The organism is Streptomyces sp. NPDC058872, from assembly GCF_042743065.1.
Classification (GTDB): domain Bacteria; phylum Actinomycetota; class Actinomycetes; order Streptomycetales; family Streptomycetaceae; genus Streptomyces.
Genome location: NZ_JBHYMK010000007.1, coordinates 46,357 through 71,677 on the forward strand (window position 1 = coordinate 46,357; position 25,321 = coordinate 71,677).

The window sequence follows — 25,321 nt, forward strand, 5'->3', positions numbered from 1 at the left end:
GGCGCGGCGGCCGGAGGGACTGAACCCGACGGCACCGTGCTTGCGTTCCCCATGTCCGCCGAGGGTTTCCCACCTCGGCTGGACAGCGGGAAGGACACGCGGGCAGTGAGCGGTAGCGCGGTGGCGGGGCTGTGCCGGTTGAGGTTCCACGGGCCGCACAAGGTGGTCGAGCTCTCCGTACCGGCCGACGTCCCCCTGGCGGACCTGTTGCCGACCATCGTCGGCTACTCCGGGGACGACCTGGACGAGAAGGCGGTCGAGGCCGGCGGCTGGGTGCTCCAGCGGCTCGGCGAGGAGCCGCTGGACGAGGAGCGGACGGCGGAGGCCCTGGGGCTGCACGACGGCGAGCGGATCTATCTGCGGATGCGCCGCGAGGCCCTGCCGGAGGTCCACTTCGACGACGTCGTCGACGGTGTCGCGGCGGGTCTGGAGCAGCGCGGCAACGGCTGGAGCCCCACCCTCACGCACCACCTGGCGCTCGGCGTCGCGCTGCTCGCGCTGGCGGGCGGCTTCGTGCTGCTGGCTCTGTCCGGCGGGCTCGGCCCGCTGCGGGTGGTGGCGGCGGCCGGCACCGGGGCCCTGCTGCTGCTCGGCGCGGGCAGCGCCGCGCGGGCGGTGGGCGACGCGGGGGCCGGTACGGCACTCGGCGCGGCGGCGGTGCCCTACCTGGCGCTGGCCGGGTCGCTGCTGCCGGCCGGGGAGAGCGACCTGACGGCGGCCCGGCTGCTGGCGGGCGGTTCGGCGGCGGCGGGCGCCTCGGTGCTGGCGCTGGCGTCAGTGGCCTGCTCGGCGCCGCTGTTCCTGGGACTGGTCGTCACCTCGGTCGCCGCGTCGGTGGCGGGGACCCTCTCCCTGGTGGGACTGTCGCCGTCGGAGACGGCGGGGGCGCTTGCGGTGCTCGTGGTGGCCCTCGGGACGTTCCTGCCCGGTTTCGCCTTCCGGCTGTCGGGGCTCAAGCTGCCCGCGCTGCCGCGCCGGGCGGAGGAGCTCCAGGAGGACATCGAGCCGTATCCGGCGCGGGAGGTCGTGGACCGCGCCGCCGTGGCCGACGGCTACCTGACCGCCTTCCACGGGGTGACCGGCGCCCTGTGCGCGGCCTGCCTCACGCTGATGGCGGGTGCGCCCGGCTGGGCGCCGACGGCGCTGGCGGCCGTGCTGTCGCTGCTGCTGGTCCTGCACGTCCGCGAGGTCGGTTCCCGGTGGCAGCGGCTGGCCCTGATCGTGCCGGGCGTGTACGGGCTGGCGCTGCTCGCGGCCGGGTGGGCGCTCTCGCTCGGCGCGACGGGCCGGCTCGGCCTGCTGGCCGGTCTCGTGGCGGTGGCCGCGGCGCTCGCGGTGTTCTCGTGGACCGTGCCGGGGCGGCGACTGCTGCCGTACTGGGGTCGGGCAGCCGACCTGCTGCACAGCGCGCTGGCGCTGAGCCTGATCCCGCTGGCGCTGACCGAGGCCGGGGTCTTCACCTGGGTGCGCGGGCTCACCGGCTGAGCGCCCCGCGCCGAGATCCCCCGACGCCCGACGTACCTTCCCCCTCCAGGAGTTGACATGCAGTCCAGGCGCGACCAGGTGCAGGCCCACCTGTTCGTGATGAGCAGGCTCGGGGCCGGGATGCTGCGGGGCGAGCCCGACGCGCTGGACCTCCCGACCCGGCGGACCGTCCGCGGGATGCGGACCGGGCTGTTCATCGCCGTGGTCATCGCCCTGGTGATGGGCCTGTACGGGGCGATCAAGCCGGGCGGCTCGACGGGCTGGGCCAAGCCGGGGACCCTGGTGGTGGTCAAGGAGACGGGCGCCCGGTACCTGTTCGTCGGCGGGGAGCTGCGGCCGGTCCTCAACCAGGCCAGTGCCCGGCTGGTCGCCGGGTCCAGGATGACCGTCACGCAGGTCGGCCAGGCATCGCTGGGGGCGGTGCCGCGCGGCGGCCCGCTGGGGATCGTGGGCGCGCCGGACGGACTGCCGGCCGCGTCCGCGCTGGCACGGGGCGACTGGCTGGCGTGCGGTCTGGTGGCGGCCGGCGCGTCGGGCCGGCCCGGCCCGGTGGTGTCGGTGGCCGTCGGCGCGGCGGACACCGGCCGGGTGCTCGGTCCGGACCAGGGGATCCTGGTGACGGCCTCGGACGGCACCGAGCACGTGCTGTGGCAGGGGCGGCGGCTGCGGCTCGGCGCGGGTGCGGCGACGGCGCTCGGCTACGGCACGGCCACCCCGTTCCCCGTGGCGGCGACCTACCTCAACTCCCTTCCGGCAGGACCCGACCTGGCGCTGCCGCGGATCGCGGGCCGGGGTGCGGCCGGTCCCGCCCTGGCCGGGCGGGAGACCCGGGTCGGGCAGCTCTTCACGGGTCCGGGCGGCGAGCCGTACGTGCTGACCCGCACGGGCCTGGCGTTGCTCGACCGCACCCGTTTCGAGCTGCTGCGGGGCGATCCGCGCACGCAGCGGGAGGCGTACGCGGGGGCGCCGGCGGTCGCCGTGGCGGTGGGCGCCGCCGACCTGGCCGCCCACTCGGCGCCGGGCGGGACCCTGCCGGCCGAGGGCCTTCCGGAGGCGCCGCCGGAGCTGGTGGAGCCGGGGTCCCGGCAGGGCGTCTGCACGGCGGTGCGGCCCGCGGTCGACGACGGGGTCTCCACCCTGGTGACCGTGGTCGACGCGGCGGCGGTCGCGGGCCGTCCGGTGACGCCCCAGCCGGGCGTGACGGCCGCGTGCGGCGCGGCGGACCTGGTCGCCGTGCGGCCCGGCGGTGGCGCGCTGGTGCGGGCGCTGTCCGGAGCGGGCGCGGCCGGGACGACGTACCTGGTCGCGGACAACGGCGTGAAGTACCCGCTGCCGACAGAGGACGCGGTGAAGGCCCTCGGTTATCCGGGCCCGGCGGACGTGGGCGTACCGGCGACGCTGCTGTCCCTGCTGCCGTCGGGCCCGGCCCTGGACCCGTCGGCGCTGGCGGCGGCGGGGCTCGTCGACGCGACGGCGGGCGTGCCGGCGCCGGTCTGTCCCGGGAAGGAGCCGGCGGGCGACAGGAGCGTGGAGGGCGTACGGGCCGTGGAGGGCGCGTCCACGGGGGCCGAGCGGGCGGTGGACCCGGCGGCGCCGTGAGGGCCGGGGACGGACCGGCGCCCCCGCGGTGGCGAACCCGGGACCGTCGTGAACCCCCGGCCGGGAAAGGCCCGTTCCTTCTTGAAGGGAACCCACCGACCGTACGATCGAAGGAGTTCAGGTGTCCGAGACGCCCCACGCCAACCTCAAGGTCTCGTCAGCGGTACTGACCCAGACCCTGAACGAGCTGGAGGACCACCTCCAGACGATGGAGCGGTCCTATACCCAGTCCGAGGACATCGCACGGCAGGTCGCGGGCAGCATGCAGTCCACCGCCGGCACCAAGTTCATCGCGAAGATCGAGAACTGGCAGCGCGGTTACCGCACGGTGATGGCCGAGTACAAGGACCTGGTGGACGCCGTCGGCATGACCAGCAAGGTCATGACGGACACCGCCGGCGAGGCGGACGCGAACATGGACATGTGGGACGGCGACGTCTACGACGTCCTCAGCAAGTGACCTGGGCGAAGCGCCCCCTTCGACCTTCTTCCCTTCTTCTCTTCCTCCCCTCTGCCGTAAGGAACGCGCATGGACTCCATGGACATGGAAATCAACCACGGCGCCCTTCAGGACGCCAATGACCAGATGAAGCAGGTCGCAGCCGCCATGAGCTCGGCCGTGAAAACCATCGTGCAGCGCCTCGTCGCCATCCAGTCCGAGTTCACCGGCGAGGCGGCCAAGGAGTTCGAGGAGTTCAAGCAGATCGTGAACGACCTGGACGCCACGCTGTCGCACCAGTTCGACAAGGGGGCGGACCTGCTGGCCGACGCCCACGGCATCATCCGCAACGGTGACCGCAAGAGCGCCTATCTGTTCCAGCGCTGATCCCCCGGGCCCGGCCCGCCGTCCTCGCGCCGGCGTGCCGGGTCCCGTCGCTCCCGGTCCCGGCCCGACGGTGCTGAACCCGGCGGTGCGGGGCGTGCGTTCTCCGTGCCGGACGGCCCGTCCGGCGTACACGCCCGACCGAGAATTCGGCAGGAGAACAGTCATGGGAAACCCGAGCGACGACGAGAACGACGGCCAGGTCACCTCGATCACCGGCGACGTGCTGTGGAACTACGCGTGGAAGTTCGACAGCCTGCTCCAGGACTTCAAGGACCCGGGCGTGGGGGCGCTGGAGTCATGGGGGCAGGGCACGGGCAGCGCCAAGATTCTGGCGGGCAGTGAGCAACTGCCGAGCGCCGTAACCGTGCAGAAGAACTTCCTGGGGCTGTGTGCCGCCCTGAAGACCTCTCTCGACGCGTTCCACACCATCGCCAATTACACCAATCTCGATCTGCAGGCCGTCAGGGAGAACTTCCAGAACAGCAGCGACGAATCCGTCGACGTCACCGAGATGTGGGAGATCCTCAACTCCATCCAGCAGGACTTCTCCCAGGGCGGCAAGTCGGGCACTCCCGAGAAGTAGCAGCACCCCCTCGTCTCCGGAAAGGACGTCCGCGCGCACCATGCCAATAGTTCTCCCCTGGGAACAGGCGGTTCTGGCCATCGGGGCCAAGACCGAGAACCTGACGGGCCGAAACGACGTGATGGGCGAGAGGTGGCTCGACCAGAAGAGGGTCGACGTCATGATCGTGCCCGGGAACGGCGAGACGCAGGCCGCGAGGTACGACATCTCCCACGTCATCCCCCTCAATGTGCCCGAACGCGCCCGTTACTCGCAGTACTCGTGCGTGGTCGGCTTCCAGGTCCCCTGGAAGAGGATGCTGAACAATCCCGATTCCAAGTTCAACCGGTTCCACAGCGACGGAATGCGGTCCCTCGGGGCCCTGGCGGTCACTCCGCACAATTCCGGGGTCGCCAGTTTCTCCTCGTTCACGGAAGCGGTGCAGGTGATCCACGATGTCAACGCCTGGCTGCAGAAGTGGTTGCCGATCCTCAAGTCCTGGGAGGAGGGCATCGATTCCGACGACAGCGAGTGGAAGGGCAGCGCGGCAGGGTCCTTCAAGAAGTTCCTCCATGTGATCTACATGGAGATGAGGAAGGTCCAGATCGACCTCGCGCAGATCCGGGGAAAGTCCGGGCAGGCACCGCCGAGCAAGCTCGACCTCTCCGGGGCGAGCGGCTACGAGGCGCTCCTCAGCAATGCCGAGACGCAACTCAGGGCCACCGCGTGGAACATGTACCGCGGGCTGCACCTCTGGCTGTGGCCGGAACACAGCAAGGTCATGAACCCGCAGGTCAGCCCGGTGAGCCTGATGCACGAAGTCTTCGCCGGATTGCTGAAGAAGGGCGACTGCCGGTTCGACTGGCAACTGGAGGACAACAACGACACCAACGAGAACGGCCACAACAGCAACACCACATACGACCCGGGAACCCCGTCGGTCTACGACGACAGCGGCTCCCTGATCACCAACGAGTTCTGGATCGACGGCATCGAGATCGTCGCCAAGCAGAAGTGGATCACGTATCTGCAGTCGAGTCTCGACGAGCTGGCGAAGACCGAGATCGGCCATCTGGACCTCGTCTACCTCGAACTCGGCTCCGCCCTGGGCGAAGGCATCTACACGCCCCGCTTCCAGATGCCCACGGGCGGCGCGGGCGCCGGGCCCGAAGCGCCCCCGGGAACCGGCGGGTCGGGCGCCGGCGGAGGCAGCTGGAGCGGTGGTCCCAGCGGCGGCCCCAGTGGCATCGACGACCTCCTCGGCGACAACAAGAACGGGGACGGGAGCAAGGACGGCAGCCCCGGGGGGAAGGACCCGGGCGACCCGAGGACCGGCCTGCCGGCCCCGCCGCCGCCCACCCTGCCCAGCACCCTGCCCGGCTCGGGGACCGGCGGCAAGACGAACCCGCTGCCGCCGGGCGCCCTCCCGCCCAGCACCCTGCCCGGCAGCGGCACCCCGGGCGGCAAGGTCCCGCTGCTCGACAAGAACGGCAAGCCGGTGACCGGCGCCGACGGCAAGCCGGTCATGGTGCCGCCCGGCTCCCGCATCGGCAAGGACGGCAAGGTCTACGACTCGGCGGGCAAGCCGGTCACGGGCTCGAACGGCAAGCAGCTCGTCGCCCCGCCCGGCGGCAAGGTCGGCCAGCCGCAGCCCGACACCACCGAGCAGCCCCACACGCTCCCGGGGAGCGGGTACAACCAGATCCGGCTGCCCGAGGGCGCGAAGATCCTGCCCGACGGCACCATCGTCGACGCCAAGGGCAAGCAGCTCCTCGACTCCAACGGCAACCCGTACGCACTGCCCAAGGGCGCCACGATCAAGGACGGCATCGTCGTCGGAGCCGACGGCAAGTCGATCAGCCGCACGTACCAGCTGCTGACCAACGCCGAGCACGCGCTCGCTTCCCGCCCCACGCCGAACGTGACGACCGGCGGCCCGGACGGGACCGGCGGACTGCCGGGACGCTCCGGCAGCGGCCTGGTCGGCGACCTCGGCCCCGGCGGGCTCCCCAAGAGCCTTGCCGGGACGAGCAGCAGCGGCGGCAGCACCCTGCTCGGCGACAGGGCGGCGCGCTCCCTCGGGCTCACCCCGTCGGGCACCGGCGTCACCGCCCCGGCGGGCGCGGGCGGCGTCGGCCCCGGGTCGACCTCCACCGGGGGCGGACCGGACACGGCCGGTGCCACGGGCACGGGCGGCACGCAGACGGGACAGCCCCCGATGATGCCGCCGATGAACCCGGGCGCGGCCGGGGCGGGCCAGCCCAACCAGGGCAAGGACCGGCAGCGTACGACCTGGCTCACCGAGGACGAGGAGACCTGGGGCACCGACACCGGCTCGGTCAGCGGTGTCATCGGCCGCTGACCGGCCCGCCCGCTCCCGCCCCCTCCCGTCTTCTCCCGTCTTCTCCGTTCTTCCTCCGAAAGGCGTTCCATGGCCCTGAACCTCGAAAGCATTGTGCAGGACGCGATGTCCGCCCTGCACGACCACCGGGACAAGATGCTCGCAGCCAAGCGCGAGCTGGACGCGGCGACCGCGTCCGCCACCTCCAAGGACCGCATGGTCTCGGCCACCGTCGGACCGCAGGGGCAGGTGGTCTCGATGACCTTCCACACCAAGGCGTACCAGTCGATGGCCCCGGCCGAGCTCGCCGCGGTCCTGGTCTCCGTCCTCAACGAGGCGCGGGCCGACATGGGCGGTCAGGTCATCGAACACATCAAGGGCTTCCAGGACTTCGGCGGCCACCTGCGCAGCGTGGCCGGGCTCAGCGGGATGCCCGCCGACATGGACGCGCTGCTCGCGCCGCTGCGGGCCATGCGCCCCGCCTTCGACTCGGAGGAGGCGCAGGCGGCGGCGAAGGCGGCGAAGCAGGAAGAGTTCGCCGCCGAGGAGGAGACGCTCCCGGGCGTCGAACAGGGCGGCAAGCAGGAGGAGTTCGCCACCGAGGCGGAGACCCGCGTCTCCTCCGGGAAGCAGGAGGAGTTCCGTGGCTAAGGAACTGAAGGTCCTGGAGAACCTCAAGGACCACTTCGCCAACTACGACGCGTACGTCCGCTGCCTGAGCGATCTCGGCGTGACGATCGACAAGATCAACAAGTTCAACAAGGACTCCGCCGGAACGGACACCATCGGCGAGACCTACCACCAGCAGGTCGACGAGCCCACCGAGAACCTCACCGAGACCGTCAAGTACGTCAGGCAGCGGCTGGGGCTGGTGACGGACGCCGGAAAGGAGACCTCCGACGTGATGAACCAGGCGGACGAGGACGCGGGGTCCCAGGCCGACGGCTTCTGAGCCCTCCGGTCCTGAACCGGCCGGGCGACCGTGCCCGTTCACCTGGGCACAGCCGCCCGCCCGACCGGAGGACCTCCACGCCATGGCCATCAATCCGCCGGAAGGGATCGCCGACTTCCTCGCCTTCGTGTCGGGCATGGAATGGCCGGAGGCGAACGAGGACAGCATGCGGGAGGCGTCGGAGTACTACGCCACCGTCGCGGAGGACCTGGAGACGCTGTCCGGGTACGTCCTGGAACTCATCCCGATCGTCAAGACCGCCTTCGAGGGCGAGGCGGCCGACTCCTTCCTGGTGGTCATGAACGACCTGACGGGCCGGACCGTCGGGTCGAACCAGCTGGACCAGACGGCGGAGCTGTCCCGGCAGCTCTCCGACGTGGCCCTGAAGGTGGCCAACCAGATCGAGTACACGAAGATCATGGCCATCCTCCAGCTGGTGCAGCTGCTGGCCGAGATCCTCTTCGCCACCCTCTTCTCCGCCTTCACCTTCGGCTCGGTGTGGGGTCCCGTGTCGGCGCTGTTCGCGGCCACCCGCGAGGGTCTGCACCAGCTCTTCCGCTGGCTGCTCCAGACGATCCTCAGCCAGACCTTCATCGGCATCGCCGGCGGTGTCTTCCAGGACACGGTGATCCAGCTGTACCAGCTCGGCGCGGGCCACACGTCGAGCTGGAACACGGAGTCGCTGCTGGACTCCGTCAAGCAGGGTGCGCTGAGCGGCGTGATCGCCGGTCCGCTGGAGATCCTGTCCCACTACGGCGGCAAGATCCTCGGCCGGCTCCTCGGCGGCAAGCCGCCGGCCTCGATCATCAGCAAGCGCGTCGACGACGTCCTCAACAAGATCGACGACAAGCTGGACGACGTCACGCCCCACCCGAAGCCGGACCTGCCGCCGGGCGGGGCGGGCAAACCGGGCGGTCCGGAGGTGCCGAAGGCGAAGGAGGACCTGCCGTCGACTCCGCCCAATACGCCGCCGACGGACGTCACCCCGCCGCGGGTACCGCCGAAGAAGACCGAGGTGGCCCCGCCGTCGGTACCGCCCAAGACCGACGTGGCACCGCCGGTCCCGCCGAAGACCGTGGGCGACGGCCTCGTGACCCCGCCCGCCGCCGGCCGGCCGAAGGCGGACGCGCCGGGCGGCGCCGCCGCCAAGGACAAGCCGACCGCTCCCGGAACGGGGAAGACGGGCACCCCGGCCGCCGGCAAGGGCGACGCGCCGACCGCCCCGCCCAAGGCGGACGTGCCGACCACGGGCAAGGGCGACGTCCCGACGACCGGCAAGGGCGACATCCCGACCACGGGCAAGGGCGACGCGCCGGGGGCGGAGAAGCCCGAGGTGCCGAACGCGCACAAGACGGAGGGCGGCGACACGGCCGGTACGGGCGCGGGCGCCGGCGCGGCGAAGGCCGGCTCCGGGGACGTGTCGACGGTGGGCGCGGCTTCCAAGGTGCCCGACGCGTCGGACGCGTCGGGGTCCGTCGGCCGCGCCGCGGACGGCGTGGAGAACCCGCTGGACGGCCTTCTGTCCACCCCGGAGGCCCGCTCGGCCTTCGCCAAGGACATCGGCGAGCTCTTCGGCGGGGTCACCCGCAACCTGGAGACCGGGTTCATGCGGCAGGGCGCCGGCAGCATCGCGGACTCGTTCGCCGAGAAGATGGGCGAGGTGTTCAAGAAGCACCTCAAGCACGACGGCGCCGAGCAGGCCGGCCAGGACTTCGGCAAGATGCTGACCCAGAAGTGGGGACGGGTCGGGGCAGACCACGCCGACCTGCCCAAGCTGCTCACCGGGGCGATGGGGGATCTGGGCAACCTGGCGCCGCTCAAGAACCTCGCCGACTCGATGCCGACCCTGTTCGCACGCTCCGAGCACAGCAACGCCCTCGCCCGCATCTTCAAGCAGGAGAACCCGCTCCAGGGCAATCCGATGTACCAGCTCGGCGGGGCCGTCGCCTCCCTCCTCAACGAGGGAACGAACGAGATGCTCAGCGAGGGCTTCTACAACATGATCTTCGGGGACGGCACGTTCTCGGTCAGCGGCGGCCCGTTCGCCTCCGGCGTGGCCATGGGCGCGCTGAGCGCCGGTCTGCACCGGGCCTTCGAGCCGGTCATGGTGAAGTACCAGAACTGGGTCCTCAGTCACCAGCACGCCGACAACCCCACCGACAGCAAGTACTTCGGGCTGCTGCACCCCATCAACATCGCCTCGTTCGTGTCGAACATGACGGGCAACCCGGCCCCGTGGCCGGTCCCCCGCCCCACCACGGGCACCGAGGAGACCAGCTTCAAGCAGGACATGAAGGACATGGTGAAGTGGGTCTTCTCCCACCCCATCAGCGGCACCCCCTTCTTCTCCGACCTGCCCCAGCGGCCCGACGACACGGCCGACGGCGACGGCGACGCCTTCACACCGCTCGACCTGGACCTCGGGCCGTCGTTCGGCGACGAGATCGCCAAGGACCCGCTGTTCCGCACCGAGTCGGACGGTGACCTGACCTCGGACGGGAAGAGCGACGGCGTCCTGACCGCGGAGGAGGACGCCGGCGACACCGCCGTCACCGCGCCGCCCCGGGCCACCGTCTCCTCGGACCTCTCCTCCCTGCTGGGCGACGACACGGAGGTCCCGGCCCCCGCACCGGAGAGCAGGCCCGCCACCCTGAGCAGCGGCGACCGGTTCAGCGCCGCCCTGTCCCAGGACAGCGACGTCCCGGCCCCGGCCCAGTCGCAGTCGCAGTCGCAGTCGCAGTCACAGTCACAGTCACAGTCACAGTCACAGGTGACGCCCGAGGCCTCCTCCCCCTACGACTGGGACCACCTCGAAATGCCGAGCGCCGACGAGCTCATGTACCTCGACGTCGGCGACGGCGACGGCGCCAAGATCAAGGACACGGACCGCACGGACACCCGCGCCGACGACGGCGACACCCGTACGCCCTCCGACGGCAAGTCCGACAACGGCGACGGCAGCGGCGAGAGCAAGAACGAGAACGTCGCCGAGGACGAGAACACCGTCAAGAACGACGACGGCAACAGCGACAACGACGACCCCCCGTCCGACCCGCCCGTCCGGGACATCCCCTCCGGCATCTCCCTGGGCGTCCTCAGCCCCGCCCAGACCACCGCCCTCCAGGCGATCCCGAAGCGCCCCGGCGTCTTCGTCGTCGGCATGCACACCGACCCGGACGCCCCGAACGACCCGGACGCCGTCCTCACGGCGCTCACCGACGCCCACGACGAGGGCCGCCTCGACGACGTCACCGAGATCCAGTTCACCGCCTGCAACCTCGCCGCGCCCGTGCACGAGAGCACGGTCAGGACCGTGATGAGCGGCCTGTGGAAGCACCGTGCCGCGACCGGCACCACCTCCCCCGACCCGCTCACCGCTCGCGCCGCCGACGCCCCCGTCTGGTACGTGCCCACCACCGGCGGCGACACGGAGGGCGGCGGCCACCTGCTCACCGCCCAGCACATCGGCCTCACCCCCGACGGGAAGATCGCCGTCGTGGACCGGGGCGCCTGGCACGTGTACGGCGACAGCGGCAACCAGGACCACACCCCCGTCCGTACGACCCCCGACCCGGACGCGCTGCCCGACGACGCGGTCGCCTTCCTCTTCCGCACCCCCAAGGTCGACGCGGTGCACCCGGACGCGGTCAAGTTCGGGGACGGCGACGACCGCCCCCCGGTCGACAAGGACAAGGGCAGGGCCGAGGACGAGGACGACAACCCCCCGCTGACCGGCAACGACGAAGGTCCCCGCACCCGTCGGCCCCGGCGCACCGACCATGCCCAGGAGGACCCGCCCGCCTGGGCCCCGGACGTCTCGCTCGACGACATGGACCGCATCTACTACGCGGACGCCTCGGTCCAGTACGAGAAGAAACTCGCCGCCTACCTGGCCCGGCGGGAGGACGTCAAGGACCTCGCCAAGGAGCTGTCCGGCGTCCTCTGGGACAGGCTCCAGCAGGTGGAGGGCATCCACAAGCTGCTGGGCACGGACAGCAAGGAGTCGTCCGGTGCCGTGGGAGCCGACCGGGCGGCCCTGGAGAAGGTCGTGAAGGAAGGGAACCTGCGGGAACGCATGGCCCTGTTCTTCAACGCCATCTCCTCGAAAACCCTCGGCAACGAGATCGGCTCCACCCCGCGCCCGCCGTCCTCCATCACCGATGAGCGCGCGTACCGGAAGGACAACCCCCGGTTCGTCACGTACCGCAAGCTCACCCGTGAGTTGCCCGACCTGTGGAAGAAGGTCTCCGCCATGCCGGAGGGGACCACGACGGAGAAGGAGGCCAAGAAGAAGCAGCAGGAGGGATTCAAGAAGCTCGACCGCTCGTGGAGGCAGCTGGCCGCCGATCTGAAGAGCTTCAAGGAAGCGGACATCGTGCCCCGTCTGAGCGAGCGGGAGAAGCCGCTCGCCCTGAACGCGGAGAAGAAGGTGCGGTGGATCCCCGGCGGAGCCCGCTACCGCCTGACGACGGACTTCCTGTACACGAAGCAGACCCAGGGGCACCTGGCCACGGCCGGCACGTCGGGTTCGGGCTTCATGTTCCACCGGTACCTCCAGCTGATGATCGACCGGGGATGGTTCCGCGATGCCGCCGACCGGCCCAACCCGAAGGTCAACCACAAGACGCTGCGGCTCGCCACCATCGCCGCCTTCCTCAACCAGGGTCACCACTCCCTGCCCGAGGTCATGGCGGGCTCCGCCGCCTTCGCCGAGTCCTACCGGGCTGAGCACCCCGACCAGCAGCTGCCGGACGACATCGCGACCCTTCAGGCACCGTCCTCGCCGCCCGGCCGGGACTACTACCGCAGCATGCGCATCGTGCACGAGGAGGACCTGCGCAGGCACGTCGCGGACGAGGGGAAGTTCCCCGACGAGATCGCCGACGAGAAGATGGCGGAACTGCGGCGGAAGTACGCGGCACAGGAGGAGGCCGAGTCCGCCGAGAGCACCTCCATGAACATGGACGTCGACGAGTCGGTGTCCCCGTCCCAGCCCGGTTCCTCCCGCAGGAAGAGGGACGCGGACGGCGACGTCGTCATGCAGGACCCCACCAAGCGTCCCCGCCGCGGCGGCGACGACAGCGACGACGACGGCCACACGTCCGCGAACGTCCCCGAGAACTCCTCCCACACCCTGCCGGGGCAGGTGCGGCCTGAAGAGGTCTCCCCGGTCGAGCGGCCGGTCACGGTCGACCGGTGGGCGTCGTGGCGTTGGGCACCGGGCCGGGAGGACGTGCCGCCGCCCGCCCGGGTCCGTACCGAACGCTTCGACCCGGCGGCGGACCCGGACGCCACCGACCCCTTCCCGGGCACGGCGGACCGGCGGAACGAGGACGGGACGCTCGCGGGCCGGCGGACGCTGATCCGCGCCGACGTCGAGCGGTTCCTCGTGCCCGAGGGCGGGGACGGCGCGCCGGGCGGGTCCGTCCGGCTGGTGAGGGTGACGCTGCCGGTGGCCGTCGGTGACTCCTTCTCGGCGGCCGACGCCGCCGCACTGCGCGACCGGATGCAGGGGCTGCTGGACGGCCACGTCAACCTGGGCTTCCGGCTGCCCCGCACCGGCGACCAGCTGCACCTGGAGGTGGACCTGGTCCCGACCCCCGAGGGGGGCGCGGACCTGGTGCGGGTGACCCGGGACGGCGGGCCCGACACCCGGTCCGACCAGTTGCACCTGCGGCTGCACGCGGACGACGCGGCTCCGGACGTCCGGAGCCGCGACGACGCCATGCTGCTGCACGAGCTGCTGCACTACGCGGGGCTGCCGGACCGCTACCACGACGCGGAGACGCTGTTCCGGCACACGCCCGACCGGGCCGACGCGTCCGGGGTCATGGCGACGTCCGTCCTGCCCGACGGAACCCTGCCCCGCCGCTACCTGGAGGCCGTCGAGGACGCCACGGAGTCCGGATCCGTCCTCCACGACAACGCGGGTCCGGGCTCCCGGGCCGTGCCGTCGCCCTCCCCCGTACGGGACGTCCCGGCCGGGATCGCCGTCGGCCCGCTCTCCCCCGCCCGGACCGCCGCGCTCCACGCGCTCCCCCCGCGCCCCGGCGTCTTCGTCGTCGGCACCCACACCGACCCGAACACCCCGCACGACCCGGCCGTCCTCCTCAAGGCGCTCACCGACGCCCACGACGAGGGCCGCCTCGACGGCGTCACCGAGATCCGGTTCACCGGCTGCGACCTGGCCTCCCCCGTCCACGGGTCGACCGTGAAGACCGTCATGAGCGGCCTGTGGAAGCACCGCGCCGAGAAGGGCGAGAAGGGCCCGCTCACCGCGCTCGCGGCCGACGCCCCGGTCTGGTACGTGCCCGGCGGCGACGGCCTGTTCACGGCCCGCCGCGTGGGCCTCACCCCCGACGGCCGGATCAGCGTCCTCGGCGGCGGCGCGGACTGGCACCGCTACACCGACACCGGCGCCCCCGACCACACCGCCGAGACCCTCCCCGTCGGGGACGACGGCGCGCCCGCCGACGCGCTGCGCCTCGCGGACGGCGACGAGACCGGCCAGGAACACGAGGACGCGGTGCGGTTCGGCGACACCCCCGGTACTCCCGGTACTCCCGGTACTCCCGGTACTCCCGGTACTCCCGGTACTCCCGGTACTCCCGGTACTCCCGGTACTCCCGGTACTCCCGGTACTCCCGACAACACCAACGACACTGCGCATACCGATAACACCGACGCCACCGGCACCGACGACGAGGGCGTGGCCGGGGACGGAGACACGTACGGGGACGGCGAGGACGAGGCCGTCTCGGTCAGCATGTTGGTGGACGGCCTGCCCGACCTCAAGAAGCGGACCGTCTCCTTCGGTCAGGGGAAGAAGACCCTCGGCCGAGAGGACGAGGCGGAGGTGCGGAACCTCGCGGCGGAGCTCTTCCCCGAGCTGCTCCAGCGCGTCGACGACCCCACCCTGGGCGAGCTGCGCGTCAAGGTCGTCGCAGCGGACGACAACCTGTCGCCGGCCGTCGCGAAGAAGACCGGCTGGCAGCACGCCCAGGCCGTCTCCCTCTTGCTGCGGGAGGAGATCAACCGGCTGGCGAAGGGCCTGGAGGAGGCGGAGGCGATCAGCAGGAGCCGGGCGGGCGCGGCGCCCAGCATGGTGTCCTTCGACCTCCGCTCCCACGGCCTCGTCGGTCTCGACGGGATCGACGCGTCGGACGACGGGTCCCGGGCGGACCGGGGTCGCCGGGCCACTCCTTCTGCGGAGGTCACGTACGAGAGCGCTTACCGTCCCCGGCTCACGCTGTCCGTGGAGACGACCGCCCACGCGGTGGACATGTTCCGACGGATGGCGGACCGGCCCGTGGCCGAGCGCACGGCGGTCCCCCTCGACGAGCTGACCGGTCCGCGGATCTTCTGGAAGTCCTCGTCCCACCTGCCGGACGACCACAACCTGGTCATCCAGGTGCAGACGGCGCGGGGAGGTGGCCAGCGCCACCTGACGGGCACCATGTCGCTCTTCGTCCCCGGCACGCGCGTCCACGTGGTCTCCTTCGAGCGGACGGACTCCGGCCGCTCCCTGGTGACCCTGCTGGAGGACGGCCCGGGCATCAAGTGGCCGCCCAAGGAACCGGAGCGGGTCAAGCCGCCGGTCATCGGCCTGCCCGGTGTCGGCTACCCGGGCCCGAACCGGCCCTTCGACTCCACCCTGAAGTACGTCAAGGAGGACGTGAAGCCGAACGAGGGCGAGGAGAAGGCCGAAGAGAAGGCCCCGGAGACGACGGCCGAGGAGCGGCAGAAGGCCGGTACGGAAGCGGAATCGAGCACGAGCACGCGGCCGCACCCGAACCCGAATCCTGACGCGAACCCGGATGAGGACGCGAACCCGGACCAGGCGCCCGCCCCGGCCCCGCCCCGGACTTCGGGCCGCTACGAGTTCCAACAGGCGTACTACATCCACCGCGGAGAGGTGGATGTGGAGATGGAGGACGGCGAGCCGTACGTCCGCTTCTACACCGCGGTGGTCAGCCGGGACACGGTGCAGGCCCACGAGAAGCCCCACGAGTTCACCGCCGAGCACAAGGACGTCCAGCAGCACAAGGACACCGGCGAGGTCGTCATCGCCACGGGGAAGACGCCGGGCGGAACCCTGTGGGTCGGCATGGGCACCCCCGCGCGGGCCATCGGCTGGGCCATGAAGTACCAGGCGCAGTTCCCGGACAAGCAGCCGCTCGTCCGCTCCTTCCTCGTGCCCCTGCACGTCTATCAGCAGATCACGTCGGCCTCGGTTCCGGAGCACGACGCCGGTTCGCTCGGGCACCCCTACCGGGGCAGCGCGTCCCTCACGCCGCAGGGGCTGCGCGACCCCGAGGGGAACCCGGAGGGCGAGGTCGAGAAGATCTACCGGGACCGGTGGAACAGCCGGGCGCCGGGCTCGGCTCCCGTCCCGATCCCCGACCACAAGGAGGCCGACAAGTCGAAGGGGGACGACGAGGACCCCACGCCCACCGTCGACCGGCCCCTCGCCGGACGGCCCGTCAACACCGACCAGTCCGGCGAGCGCAACCAGTTCGGCGTGCGGGGCGAGAACCTCCTCCTGCTGCGCAGGAGCATCCGGCCGAATTCCCTGATCACGTACTACGGCAACGAGGAGAAGTCCGGCCTGGCCCCCGCCGACGACACGGGGGACTACCGGGACGGCAAGGCGGTCCACGTCGACGAGCTGCGCGACCGCCTCGGCATCCCGCCCGTCGACGCGCCGCAGCTGAAGGAGCGGTACAACCCCTGGGTCCAGGGCGCGGGGCACGTCAACTCCCCCGACGTCCTCAGGGGGATCTCCACCCAGCTCCGGCAGTTCCACGAGACGTGGAAGCAGTCCCGGCAGCAGCCGGTCGACCGCAGGGTGGGGTACCTCCTGGAGCCCGACATGCCTCCGGAGCCCTACGGGAACCGGCCCAACCTGGCCTTCGGCAAGCGGCTCGACGGCCTCAAGAAGTTCTTGGGCGACTACCCGCAGTACCTGACGGACCAGCAGGGCCGGCCGGTCTCGCTCGACTTCCTCAACACGCCCGACCGGGACCTGAAGTCCCCCGCCGACCTCCACGCCCGTGACGTCGTGGAGGGGTTCATGAAGAACACGGTCCTGCCCTGGGCCTCCCACGCCGAGATCGGGCTCGTCCTCTCCCTCCAGAGCCAGGAGGTCAAGGCCGACCTCAACGTCACCGACTCGCCGGTCGTCCACGACTTCGACGACATGCGGCGGCTGCGGCCGGAAGAGGTCCACCTCCAGCGCCAGGTGGGCAAGGAACTCACCGAACTCTGGCAGCGGGGCGTCCCCCCGCACCAGGTGATCGACCGCCTGGTCCGGGACTATCCCGAACTCGGCCTCCTCTACAAGGAGATCTGCGCCACGAGCGAGGGGTACACCTTCTTCCAGCACGCCCAGATGGTCCTGGGCCAGTACCTCAAGCTCGCCCACCGCGACCGGGACGACGCGGACCGGCTGGTGCCCGTGGACGCGGTCGTCAAGGCGATCCTCTTCCACGACGTCGAGAAGGCCAACTCGAAGCTGATGTACGGGGGCGAAGGGAAGTCCAGGGCCAAGAAGGCGGAGCTCCACGACCACGAGGCCGAGCACCGGGGGGCCGTCAAAGTCATGAACCGGTACCGCCACCTGTGGGGCGACATCGGCGAGACCCCGGCCCACAGGTTCGCGTACCGGGCGGCCGTCATGATGGTGGACTCCGACCCCTTCGGCTTCTACTACCGGGACAAGCACCACTTCCTCCGGCCGAAGGGCTCCGACGACGAGGCCAAGGCCGAAGCCGGCAGGCTCAACCGCGACGTGACCTTCCACTGGATCGTGGAGTCGTACATGAGGCTGCGGGGGCGGGACCTGGTGACGTCCGACGGCGACGTGCGCCGCCTGGCCGAGCTGACCACGGAGGACACCGAGGACATCCGCCGACTGTTCCACGAGTTCCACCAGTACTACCAGGCGGACTTCTCCTCTTACACGACCTACAGCACGTACGTCAGCTACAAGGAACCGCAGGCCACCCCGGAGGAGAGGGCACGGGCCGCGGAGAACGCCAGGATCACCCGGAAGCGGGCCGAGGAGAACGCGAGACGCAAGGAGCAGGGGCTCGCCCCCCTGCCGAAGCTCACTCCCGAGCCCTCCTTCAGGCTCTCGGCCGCCGAGCTCGACGTGGTGAAGCCCGGCAAGGAGACCTTCAGCGAGCTCTTCGCCCGCGTGCCGGAGAAGCAGAAGCTGGTGCTGAACCCGGACAACCCCTACGGGACCGGCCCCAAGACGACCGAGACGTCTCCGGTGCGGGGGAAGTCCTTGCTGCGGTTCGTCTTCGCCGACCTGGAGAAGCACTACGGCGTCGCGACCATGTTCGACGAACCGGAGGGCTTCTCCCCCCACAGGGACTACGAGGGCATGTACCACGAGCTCGCAACCATGTTCGAGAGCGAGGAGAAGTTCCGGGAGCACTACCAGCGCGTCGGTGGGGAGCGGATGCGCCAGGAGGCGAAGTACCTCGGCGACGAGAAGAACGCGAAGAAGGGCGACTCCGAGGCACCCGCTCCGAAGAAGGAGAAGAAGGCCACCAACCTGCTGGACCAGGAGGATGCGGGAGACCTCTTCATCGAGTTCGGGAACGACCGGTCCTCCGCCCCCACCACCGTCCGGACGTCCGACGAGCGGGCTTCGGACGAGCGGGCTTCGGACGAGCGGGCTCCCGAGGAGCGGATCGGTGAACTCGTCGAGGCCCTCGTCCGCTCCCATCAGGACAACAACACCCACCACCTCGTGAACCCCGACGCCGGCGACGCCGAGGCGGAACGGATCGGCGGTGTCGTCGGGCGCTTCCCCCGGGACGACCGGTTCTTCACGCTCGCCGGTCACATCACGGGGAACGACGGGGCGCCCGTCTGGCGCGGGCGGCGGGTCACGCCCGGCGAGCTGGCCGTCGTGCTCTCCCGGCTCGCCGACGACGGGGTGTGGGACACCGCGAAGCCGCTGCGGTTCGCCGCCTGCGGGCTGGGCGGGGACGTGGAGCACTCCTACGCCGCCGACACACTGCGGGAGCTGCGGAAGCTGCGGCCCGATCTGCCGCTCACCGCGTACGCCCCCCGGTCCACGCTGTGGTTCGTCCCTTCGGTGACCGGTACCGACCCCTCGGGCACCGGGCACACGGTCGTGGCCCAGAAGGTCGCCTGGGGTGCCGACGGCAAGCCACGGCTGGTCCCCGACCACTGGGTCAAGCTGTCCCTGCCGGCGGACGGGAACGGGGACGGCGCGGTCGAGGCCACCCTCCTCGGCGCCCACATGCCGCCGAACGGCGTCCTGCCCGACGCCGCGCTCCCCCCCGACGACGTGCCGGTGACGACTCCGGCGCCGGAGGGCTACCTCGTCGACGACGGCCCCGTGGGCGAGGACTCCTCCCGCGCCGTGCCGTTCGGCCCGGTCTCGCACGCCGACGACGGTCAGCCGGAGAGCAGCGCCGCGGCCCGACGCCGCGCCGACGCAGAAGCCGAGGCCCGACGCCGCGACGACGCAGAAGCCGAGGCCCGACGCCGCGCCGACGCCCAGCGCCGCGACGAAACCCGGCGCCGCACCGGCACCGACCGTCGTACCGACGCCCAGCGCCGGGCCGACGCAGAAGCCGCGGCCCGACGCCGCGACGAAGCCCGGCGCCGCACCCTCGCCGAACGCGTCGTCGCCGGGCTCCTCGCCGCCCCGCGCCCTACCGCCGACGGCTCCCCCCTCACGCCCGAAAGCACGGCCGAAAGCACGGCCGACGCCCTCGCCACCGCCTCCTCCTCCTCGGAGGGCTCCCCGCCCCCGAAGGCCCCCTGGTACACCGCCCGGCAGGCTCTCGGCGACGGGCGGGTCACGACCGTGACCGGGCAGGCCCCGAACCGGACGGACCTGGAGAACGCCCTGGGGCCGCAGGCGGAGAGCCTGGGCGGGCGGGAGGCGGTCGGCCGGATCGCGCGGAAGCTGGCCCCGCTGCTCGGCGGGAACACGACCGCCGACTGGGACGGGTTCCTGCGCAGGGGTGCGTCCTTCCCCCTCGGCGACAAGGTCGTGGTCGTGACCGCCGGGCCGAGCGGCCTCGTCCACCATGCCGCCCAGTCGAAGGACCATCTGCGCCCGTACGCCTCGCGCAACCAGCCCGTCGCCGGCCACGTCCGGTCCTCCGGCGGCAACCTCGGGTTCTCCGGCGGCCTGGACGCCGTGACGAAGCTGGCGGGCCTGGGAGCCCCGACCGGAGTGACCCCAACCGTCAAGATCCAGGCCGGCGGTACGTACGGCTCGGCCCGCACCGCCACGGCGGAGACCCAGGCCGCCGGACGGACCGTGCTCAAGGAGATGAACGAGTTCACCGGCGGCGTGGCCCTCCGGGTGCACGTCGTCGAGAAGAACGGCGACGCCCGCACGGCGGAGGCGTCCCTCCCGGTGCGGCTGCGGTTCGCCTTCCCAGCGGACGTCACCTCCGACACGCCGAAGGACGATTGGGAGGTCGTCCGGCCCGAGGCGCTGAAGACCGTGCTGTCCACGGTCAACGCGGTCACGCCGGGACCGCTCCTGGTCGACCTCGCCGCCACCCTGCGGAAGGCCGGGTTCGCCCCGGACTCCGTCTCCCGCTTCGTCGCCGACGTCGCCGACGGCTTCTTCAACGAGAAGTCGCTCAAGGACGGCAACCAGTGGTGGAGCACCGGGAGCCTGGCCTCCCGGGCGTTCAGCGGCGGCGGGCTGACGAAGTCACTCGGCGGCCACTTCGTCGTCGGCGCCACGCTGACCGGCCTGCGGCACAAGGGCGACACGGCGGGCGCGCTGCGGGTGCGGGAGGACTTCTCCGGCACGTTCGGCGTGAAGTCGAGCGGCAAGCACGCCGACAAGACGGGCATCACGTTCGGCGCGTCCGTGCCGATGAGCACCTCGAAGCTGGCCTTCGCCCCGAACGGAGAACTGGGCTTCAGCGCGTCCCGCGCGCACAACTTCGACGTCGGCGGCTCCGACAAGAGCAAGGTGAAGATCAAGCACAAGGAGGAGGTCCAGGCCGAGTACCAGGCCACCGCGCGGTTCCACGTGGAGTTCCTCTCGACGTCCAAGCGCCCGCCGCTGACGTTCACCTCGACGGTGGAGCTGGCCGTGGGCGTGCCCGCTTCCCGGTCCGCCGAGTTCGAGGCCCTGCTGCTCGGCCCGGAGACGGAGCGGACCCCGGCGAAGGAGCAGCCGGTCCGGGACACCTCCGAGGTGACCCCGTACCCCTCGCGCTTCCAGGTCGCGGGAGCGGCCGTGCTCGCCGCGCTGCGACTGGCCCACAAGGAGCCGTCCACCCTCCTCGACCACACCACGGCGCCGCCGTTCCCCAAGACGCCGGTGACCGGCCCGGCCGGGCTGCTGAAGGCATCCCGGCGGCACCCGATCGAGATCGCGGCGGCCGAAGGCCGGCTCCCGGCCGGCGCCGCCTGGGCGGAACTGGACGGCAACCCGCGGGTGAAGCCGGTCGGCCGGAACCAGCTCCACACGCCGGTCCCTCCGGGCGCCTCCGGTCCGGCCTTCCGCTACGAGGTGGACGCCCTCGGGCAGATCACCGGTGTGCAGCGGCTGCGCGCCTCCACCTTCGCCGAGGTGTTCGGCGATCTGACGGCGGAGAACCACGCGGACCGGCTCGCCGCACTCCACGCCGCCCACCCCCAGCTCGCCTTCGACGTGCGGACCGCCGCGGACGGCCCGTCGGTCCTCGTCCCGCCCGGCCCCGCCGGCATCCCGCGGCTGCGGGTCCGCCCCGGCCCGGACGGGACGCCGACCGTGCTCGGCACCGTGCACCACCCGATCGAGCACGCGGCCCGCCCCGACGAGACGGCACCGACGCCGCCGGTGCGCCCCCGGGACGTCGAGGCGGTGGTCACCGAGCTGCGCGGCCTCCGCTCCCTCGACCAGCCGGTCGCGGTACGGATCCATCCGGGATACGCGCACGCCGCCGGCCTCGCCGACGCCCTCGGCGCCGATCGCCCGGACGGCCTCGGGCTGACCGTCCTCCAGGACGACGACACCCCCCGGGCCGTCCGGAACGGGCGGCCGAGCGGCTACCTGGTCGAGGTGGCGGCGGACGGCACCGTCACCGGCCCCGTCCGCCGGCGGGACTTCGCCGAGGACCCGCAGGAGCCGGCCGTCCTCGCCTCGCGCACCGGCCTCGGCGCCGGAGTGGCCGCCGAACTCCCCGGCGGGGACAAGGTGCTGCGGGCCGCACGGAACTGGCTCGACAGCCACCTGGAGCAGAACGGCCTGAAGGGCGGGCTGGACGAGGAGCAGTACGCTCAGTTCCACCGGGAGCTGGAGGCGTCCTTCGGCACGCCCGCCCTGCGGGCCCGCTTCGCCGACCTCCTCGGCTCGGGCGTCCCCCTCGTCCTGCGCGTCGGCGGCCGGGAGATCCGGCTGCACCTGCGCAGCGAGCTCCTGGACCTGTGGGGCAAGTCCACCGAGGACGGCCTGTCGACGACCCGCGCGGTGACCCGCAACACCAACCAGGCCGTCGGCGTCGGCGACCAGTACGGCGGCTCGCTCTCCCTCGGCTTCACGCCGCGGTTCGAGCGTGCGGAGACCCACCGGGTCGAGATGCCCTCCGTCAAGATCAGCGGCGGCGTCACGTTCTCCCACATCAAGGAGTCGGTGGCCGCCACCGTCAAGACCTCCCGCGAGCAGGAGACCAGCGGCGGCCACACCGTCTTCTCCTACGAGGTCGTCCACCACCTGACGGCGACGGTCCACGAGGGCGGGGGCAGCATGCTCTCCGGCGCCGCCCTGACCGTCGAGGGCCCCGACGTGTCCGCGAAGGTCCGCGTCGGCGACGACCACCTGGCGGCCCCCGGCGCCTCCCGCTCCCCCGGCTTCGGCACCGTGCGGGACCACGAGGAGGACGGCACCGCTTGGGAGGCCGCGGGGGAGAACGACCCCGAGCGGCAGGTCCTCACGGCCCTCCGGCAAGGCACCGGGACCATCCACCCCGAGTTCCTCGGCACCGCCGACCTCACCCTCGTCACCGCCCGGATGGTCACCGGGAACAACGGCGAGAACCCGTCCCCAGGCCTGGCGGGCAGGTTCGCACAGCACTCCGGGGACGCCGTCGGCGCCCTGCGCCACGACCTCACCGAGGAGATCGAGAAGGTCTTCACCCCGACCTTCCTCCAGTCCCAGTTCGAGCAGCTCATCGGGGCGGACGGCGCGGTGTTCCCGCTGCCGGACGCCCCGTCAGGCCTCTCGCAGGCCCTCGTGGTCCGGCTGCGCCCGGGCCCGCTCCGGCACGAGGGGAGCGGCGGCAGCACCCATCTGGGATACGTGGCGGAGACCGGCACCAAGTCCAGCAAGGCCACGACCCGTTCGCACAACATCGGCGCCGGTGGCGGCCTCGGCGGCTTCGCCGGCCTCAACGACGAGGGCGTCTCGGTCGCCGGGGCCGCGACCCTGGACCACAGCCGGACGAGCACCACGGTGCGGACGGTGGCCGCGGCCAACACCCTGTCCTCGACCCTGACGCACAAGGGCGCCACCCACCGCTACCGCGCCGACGCCCACTACGAGATCACCCACCACGCCTGGAAGCCCGCGGACCGCCTCACGACCGGCCCGTCGAACCACACCACGACGACGCGGTACGTGCGGGCGAACGGCGGCCTGGAGCTGTCCGTGCCCGAACCCGAGGCCCGTGCTCTGGGCCTCGGCGGCCTTCCCCCCGCCTCCCCGCCCTCCGCCTCGGAGAGCCGCGCGTACCTCGACGCCGATCTGGCGAAGGCCGTCGCGCACGTGGGGAAGCTCGACGCACAGGACGTGCTGCCCACCGTCAGGAGGCTGCTCTCCACGCTGCCGGACATGCCGGCGGACGTCGACGGCAGCATCCCCACCGACCTGTCCCGGGGCCTGAGTTCGGTCTTCTCCTCGGAATCGCTGCGCGCCGACTTCACCGCGCTCAGCACCACCTCGGTACGCCAGCTGGTCAAGCTGCGGCAGGCGACCGGCGGCACCCGGCTGATCGGCATCCGGGTCAGGGCCGCCCTCGGCGACCCGGTCTACAGCGGCTCCCGCGACAACGCCACCCTCGCCACCAGCGACACCACCACGGCGTCGGTCGCGAAGGCCACCGGAGCGTCGCACAAGACGAGCCTGCAGGGGTCCCTCACCGTGAAGGGGCTCGACGCGGCGGGCAAGGCCGTCGGCGGGGGCAGGGCCGGCGGCGGCCTGGAGAGGACCACCGGCTCGACCCGGACCGACACCTCCTCGGAACGCGACCAGCACACCGTGGAGGTCACCGGTACGGCCCGGCGGTTCACCCATCCGGTCGCCTACGACGTGGAGGTCTTCGACGCCTCCGAACCCCACCGGCTGACCCAGCTGGCGGGAAACGCGCTCAAGGCCCCCGCGAAGCTCGTCGACTGGGCCACGGACGGCCGGACCGAACGCTGGTTCGCCGAGCGGTGGGGCGAGCAGTGGGACCGGTTCTTCCCGTCCGGCCACGCGCCGCGGCGGAAGGAGAGGATCACCGGCAAGGAGGCCGAGCTGCTGGTCCCCGACCACCTGACCGGGGAGACCGCCCCGACGCCCCCCGAGCGGACCGAACCGACGGTCGCGGTCCGCCCGCAGGGCCCCTCGGACGTGCCGTCGGACGTCGAGCAGCTCGGCGCCGCCCTGTCCACCAAGATCCAGGCCCTGTCCCTGCCGAAGCTCGACGCGGTCGCGAAGTGGCTGCCCACCGCCGCCGCCCGGCCGCACCGCGTCGCGGCCGGGGACACCGACGCCCTGACCCGCGAGGACCTCGCCCCGACGACCCTGGCGGGCCTGCGGACCGACCTGCTGACCACCGAGCGGAACCTGCGCGCCAACATCCGGCAGCTGCTCGGCGAGGGGTACGAGGTCCCGGTGGCGGGTGGCGAGAAGGTCACCGTACGGCTCCTCGTCGATGGCACCACGCACATCGCCTCGGAGACCCTCGACACGAACGTGGAGACGGGCGCCCGGGAGCGGGAGACGGAACGCGAGCGGGAGAAGGGCACGACCGCCTGGTCCGCCTCGGTCGCCCCCGACTTCCGGCTCCACTCCACGGGCCTCGGGCAGCCGGGGGAACCGGGCGCCTCCGAGCTCGCCGTGAACATGAACCTGCAGCCCCTGAGCATCGGCGGCGAGTCCGGGAACAACCTCAGCGCCAACCGGAGCGAGACGGTCGACGAGCAGGACAAGAAGAAGGGCCTGCACCACTACTACAGGTTCGACGTCACCTGGGTCCTCACCGGCAGCCGGAACACCACCGTCGAGATCAAGGTGCCCGGCGGCCTGATCGGCCTCCTGTCCGACACCGCGGTCGGCACCCTGCCGAACAACCAGCGGGCCGACTTCGGTCCGAAGCCGACGCCGCCCCCGGAGACGACCCCGGAGACGACGCAGCCGACGCAGACGGCCAGGCCCCCGAAGCGCGTCGCCTTCGTCCTGCCCACCATGGACTGGTAGGTCCGGCCCGTCCGCGGCGGATCTGAACCGGTGCCGGCGTTCCGTACGTTCCCCCGGGAGCGTACGGAACGCCGGGCTGCCCCGGCCCACCCCGA

General features: G+C 72.0%; 9 protein-coding genes. All 9 read left to right on the top strand.

Annotated features, from left to right (window positions below; all coding sequences use genetic code 11):
• The first annotated feature begins 105 nt into the window (after positions 1-105).
• On the top strand, positions 106-1,485 hold the full coding sequence (gene eccD / locus ACFW22_RS06220; RefSeq protein WP_386399659.1) for a type VII secretion integral membrane protein EccD: 1,380 nt from the start codon (positions 106-108) through the stop codon (positions 1,483-1,485).
• A gap of 57 nt (positions 1,486-1,542) precedes the next feature.
• Positions 1,543-3,084, top strand: a complete 1,542-nt coding sequence (gene eccB / locus ACFW22_RS06225; protein WP_386399662.1) for a type VII secretion protein EccB — start codon at positions 1,543-1,545, stop codon at positions 3,082-3,084.
• A 121-nt stretch (positions 3,085-3,205) separates the two neighbouring features.
• Positions 3,206-3,544 (top strand): hypothetical protein, encoded by a 339-nt coding sequence (locus tag ACFW22_RS06230; RefSeq protein WP_386399667.1) that lies wholly within the window; start codon positions 3,206-3,208, stop codon positions 3,542-3,544.
• 78 nt (positions 3,545-3,622) lie between these two features.
• Positions 3,623-3,910, top strand: a complete 288-nt coding sequence (locus ACFW22_RS06235) for a WXG100 family type VII secretion target (protein WP_386399670.1) — start codon at positions 3,623-3,625, stop codon at positions 3,908-3,910.
• Between the two features lie 163 nt (positions 3,911-4,073).
• Positions 4,074-4,493 carry a hypothetical protein gene (locus tag ACFW22_RS06240; RefSeq protein WP_386399672.1) on the top strand — a complete coding sequence of 140 codons (420 nt, stop codon included), beginning with the start codon at positions 4,074-4,076 and terminating at the stop codon, positions 4,491-4,493.
• Between the two features lie 40 nt (positions 4,494-4,533).
• The gene (locus ACFW22_RS06245) at positions 4,534-6,834 is read left to right on the top strand and encodes a hypothetical protein (protein WP_386399674.1); all 2,301 of its coding nucleotides are present in this window, start codon (positions 4,534-4,536) and stop codon (positions 6,832-6,834) included.
• A gap of 69 nt (positions 6,835-6,903) precedes the next feature.
• Positions 6,904-7,464: a YbaB/EbfC family nucleoid-associated protein gene (locus ACFW22_RS06250; RefSeq protein WP_386399678.1), complete on the top strand. Its 561-nt coding sequence runs from the start codon at positions 6,904-6,906 to the stop codon at positions 7,462-7,464.
• Positions 7,457-7,765 carry a hypothetical protein gene (locus ACFW22_RS06255; protein ID WP_386399682.1) on the top strand — a complete coding sequence of 103 codons (309 nt, stop codon included), beginning with the start codon at positions 7,457-7,459 and terminating at the stop codon, positions 7,763-7,765. Before ACFW22_RS06250 ends, ACFW22_RS06255 begins: the two co-directional genes overlap by 8 nt.
• Before the next feature lie 82 nt (positions 7,766-7,847).
• Complete coding sequence (locus ACFW22_RS06260; protein ID WP_386399685.1) at positions 7,848-25,226, top strand: hypothetical protein; 17,379 nt, start codon at positions 7,848-7,850, stop codon at positions 25,224-25,226.
• Positions 25,227-25,321: the final 95 nt, after the last annotated feature.

What these genes read in the sequence shown, in the direction of transcription:
- eccB (WP_386399662.1), top strand. Translation starts at nt 1,543, where the DNA reads ATGCAGTCCAGGCGCGACCAGGTGCAGGCCCACCTGTTCGTGATGAGC.
- ACFW22_RS06235 (WP_386399670.1), top strand. Translation starts at nt 3,623, where the DNA reads ATGGACATGGAAATCAACCACGGCGCCCTTCAGGACGCCAATGACCAG.
- ACFW22_RS06250 (WP_386399678.1), top strand. Translation starts at nt 6,904, where the DNA reads ATGGCCCTGAACCTCGAAAGCATTGTGCAGGACGCGATGTCCGCCCTG.
- ACFW22_RS06260 (WP_386399685.1), top strand. Translation starts at nt 7,848, where the DNA reads ATGGCCATCAATCCGCCGGAAGGGATCGCCGACTTCCTCGCCTTCGTG.
- ACFW22_RS06240 (WP_386399672.1), top strand. Translation starts at nt 4,074, where the DNA reads ATGGGAAACCCGAGCGACGACGAGAACGACGGCCAGGTCACCTCGATC.
- ACFW22_RS06245 (WP_386399674.1), top strand. Translation starts at nt 4,534, where the DNA reads ATGCCAATAGTTCTCCCCTGGGAACAGGCGGTTCTGGCCATCGGGGCC.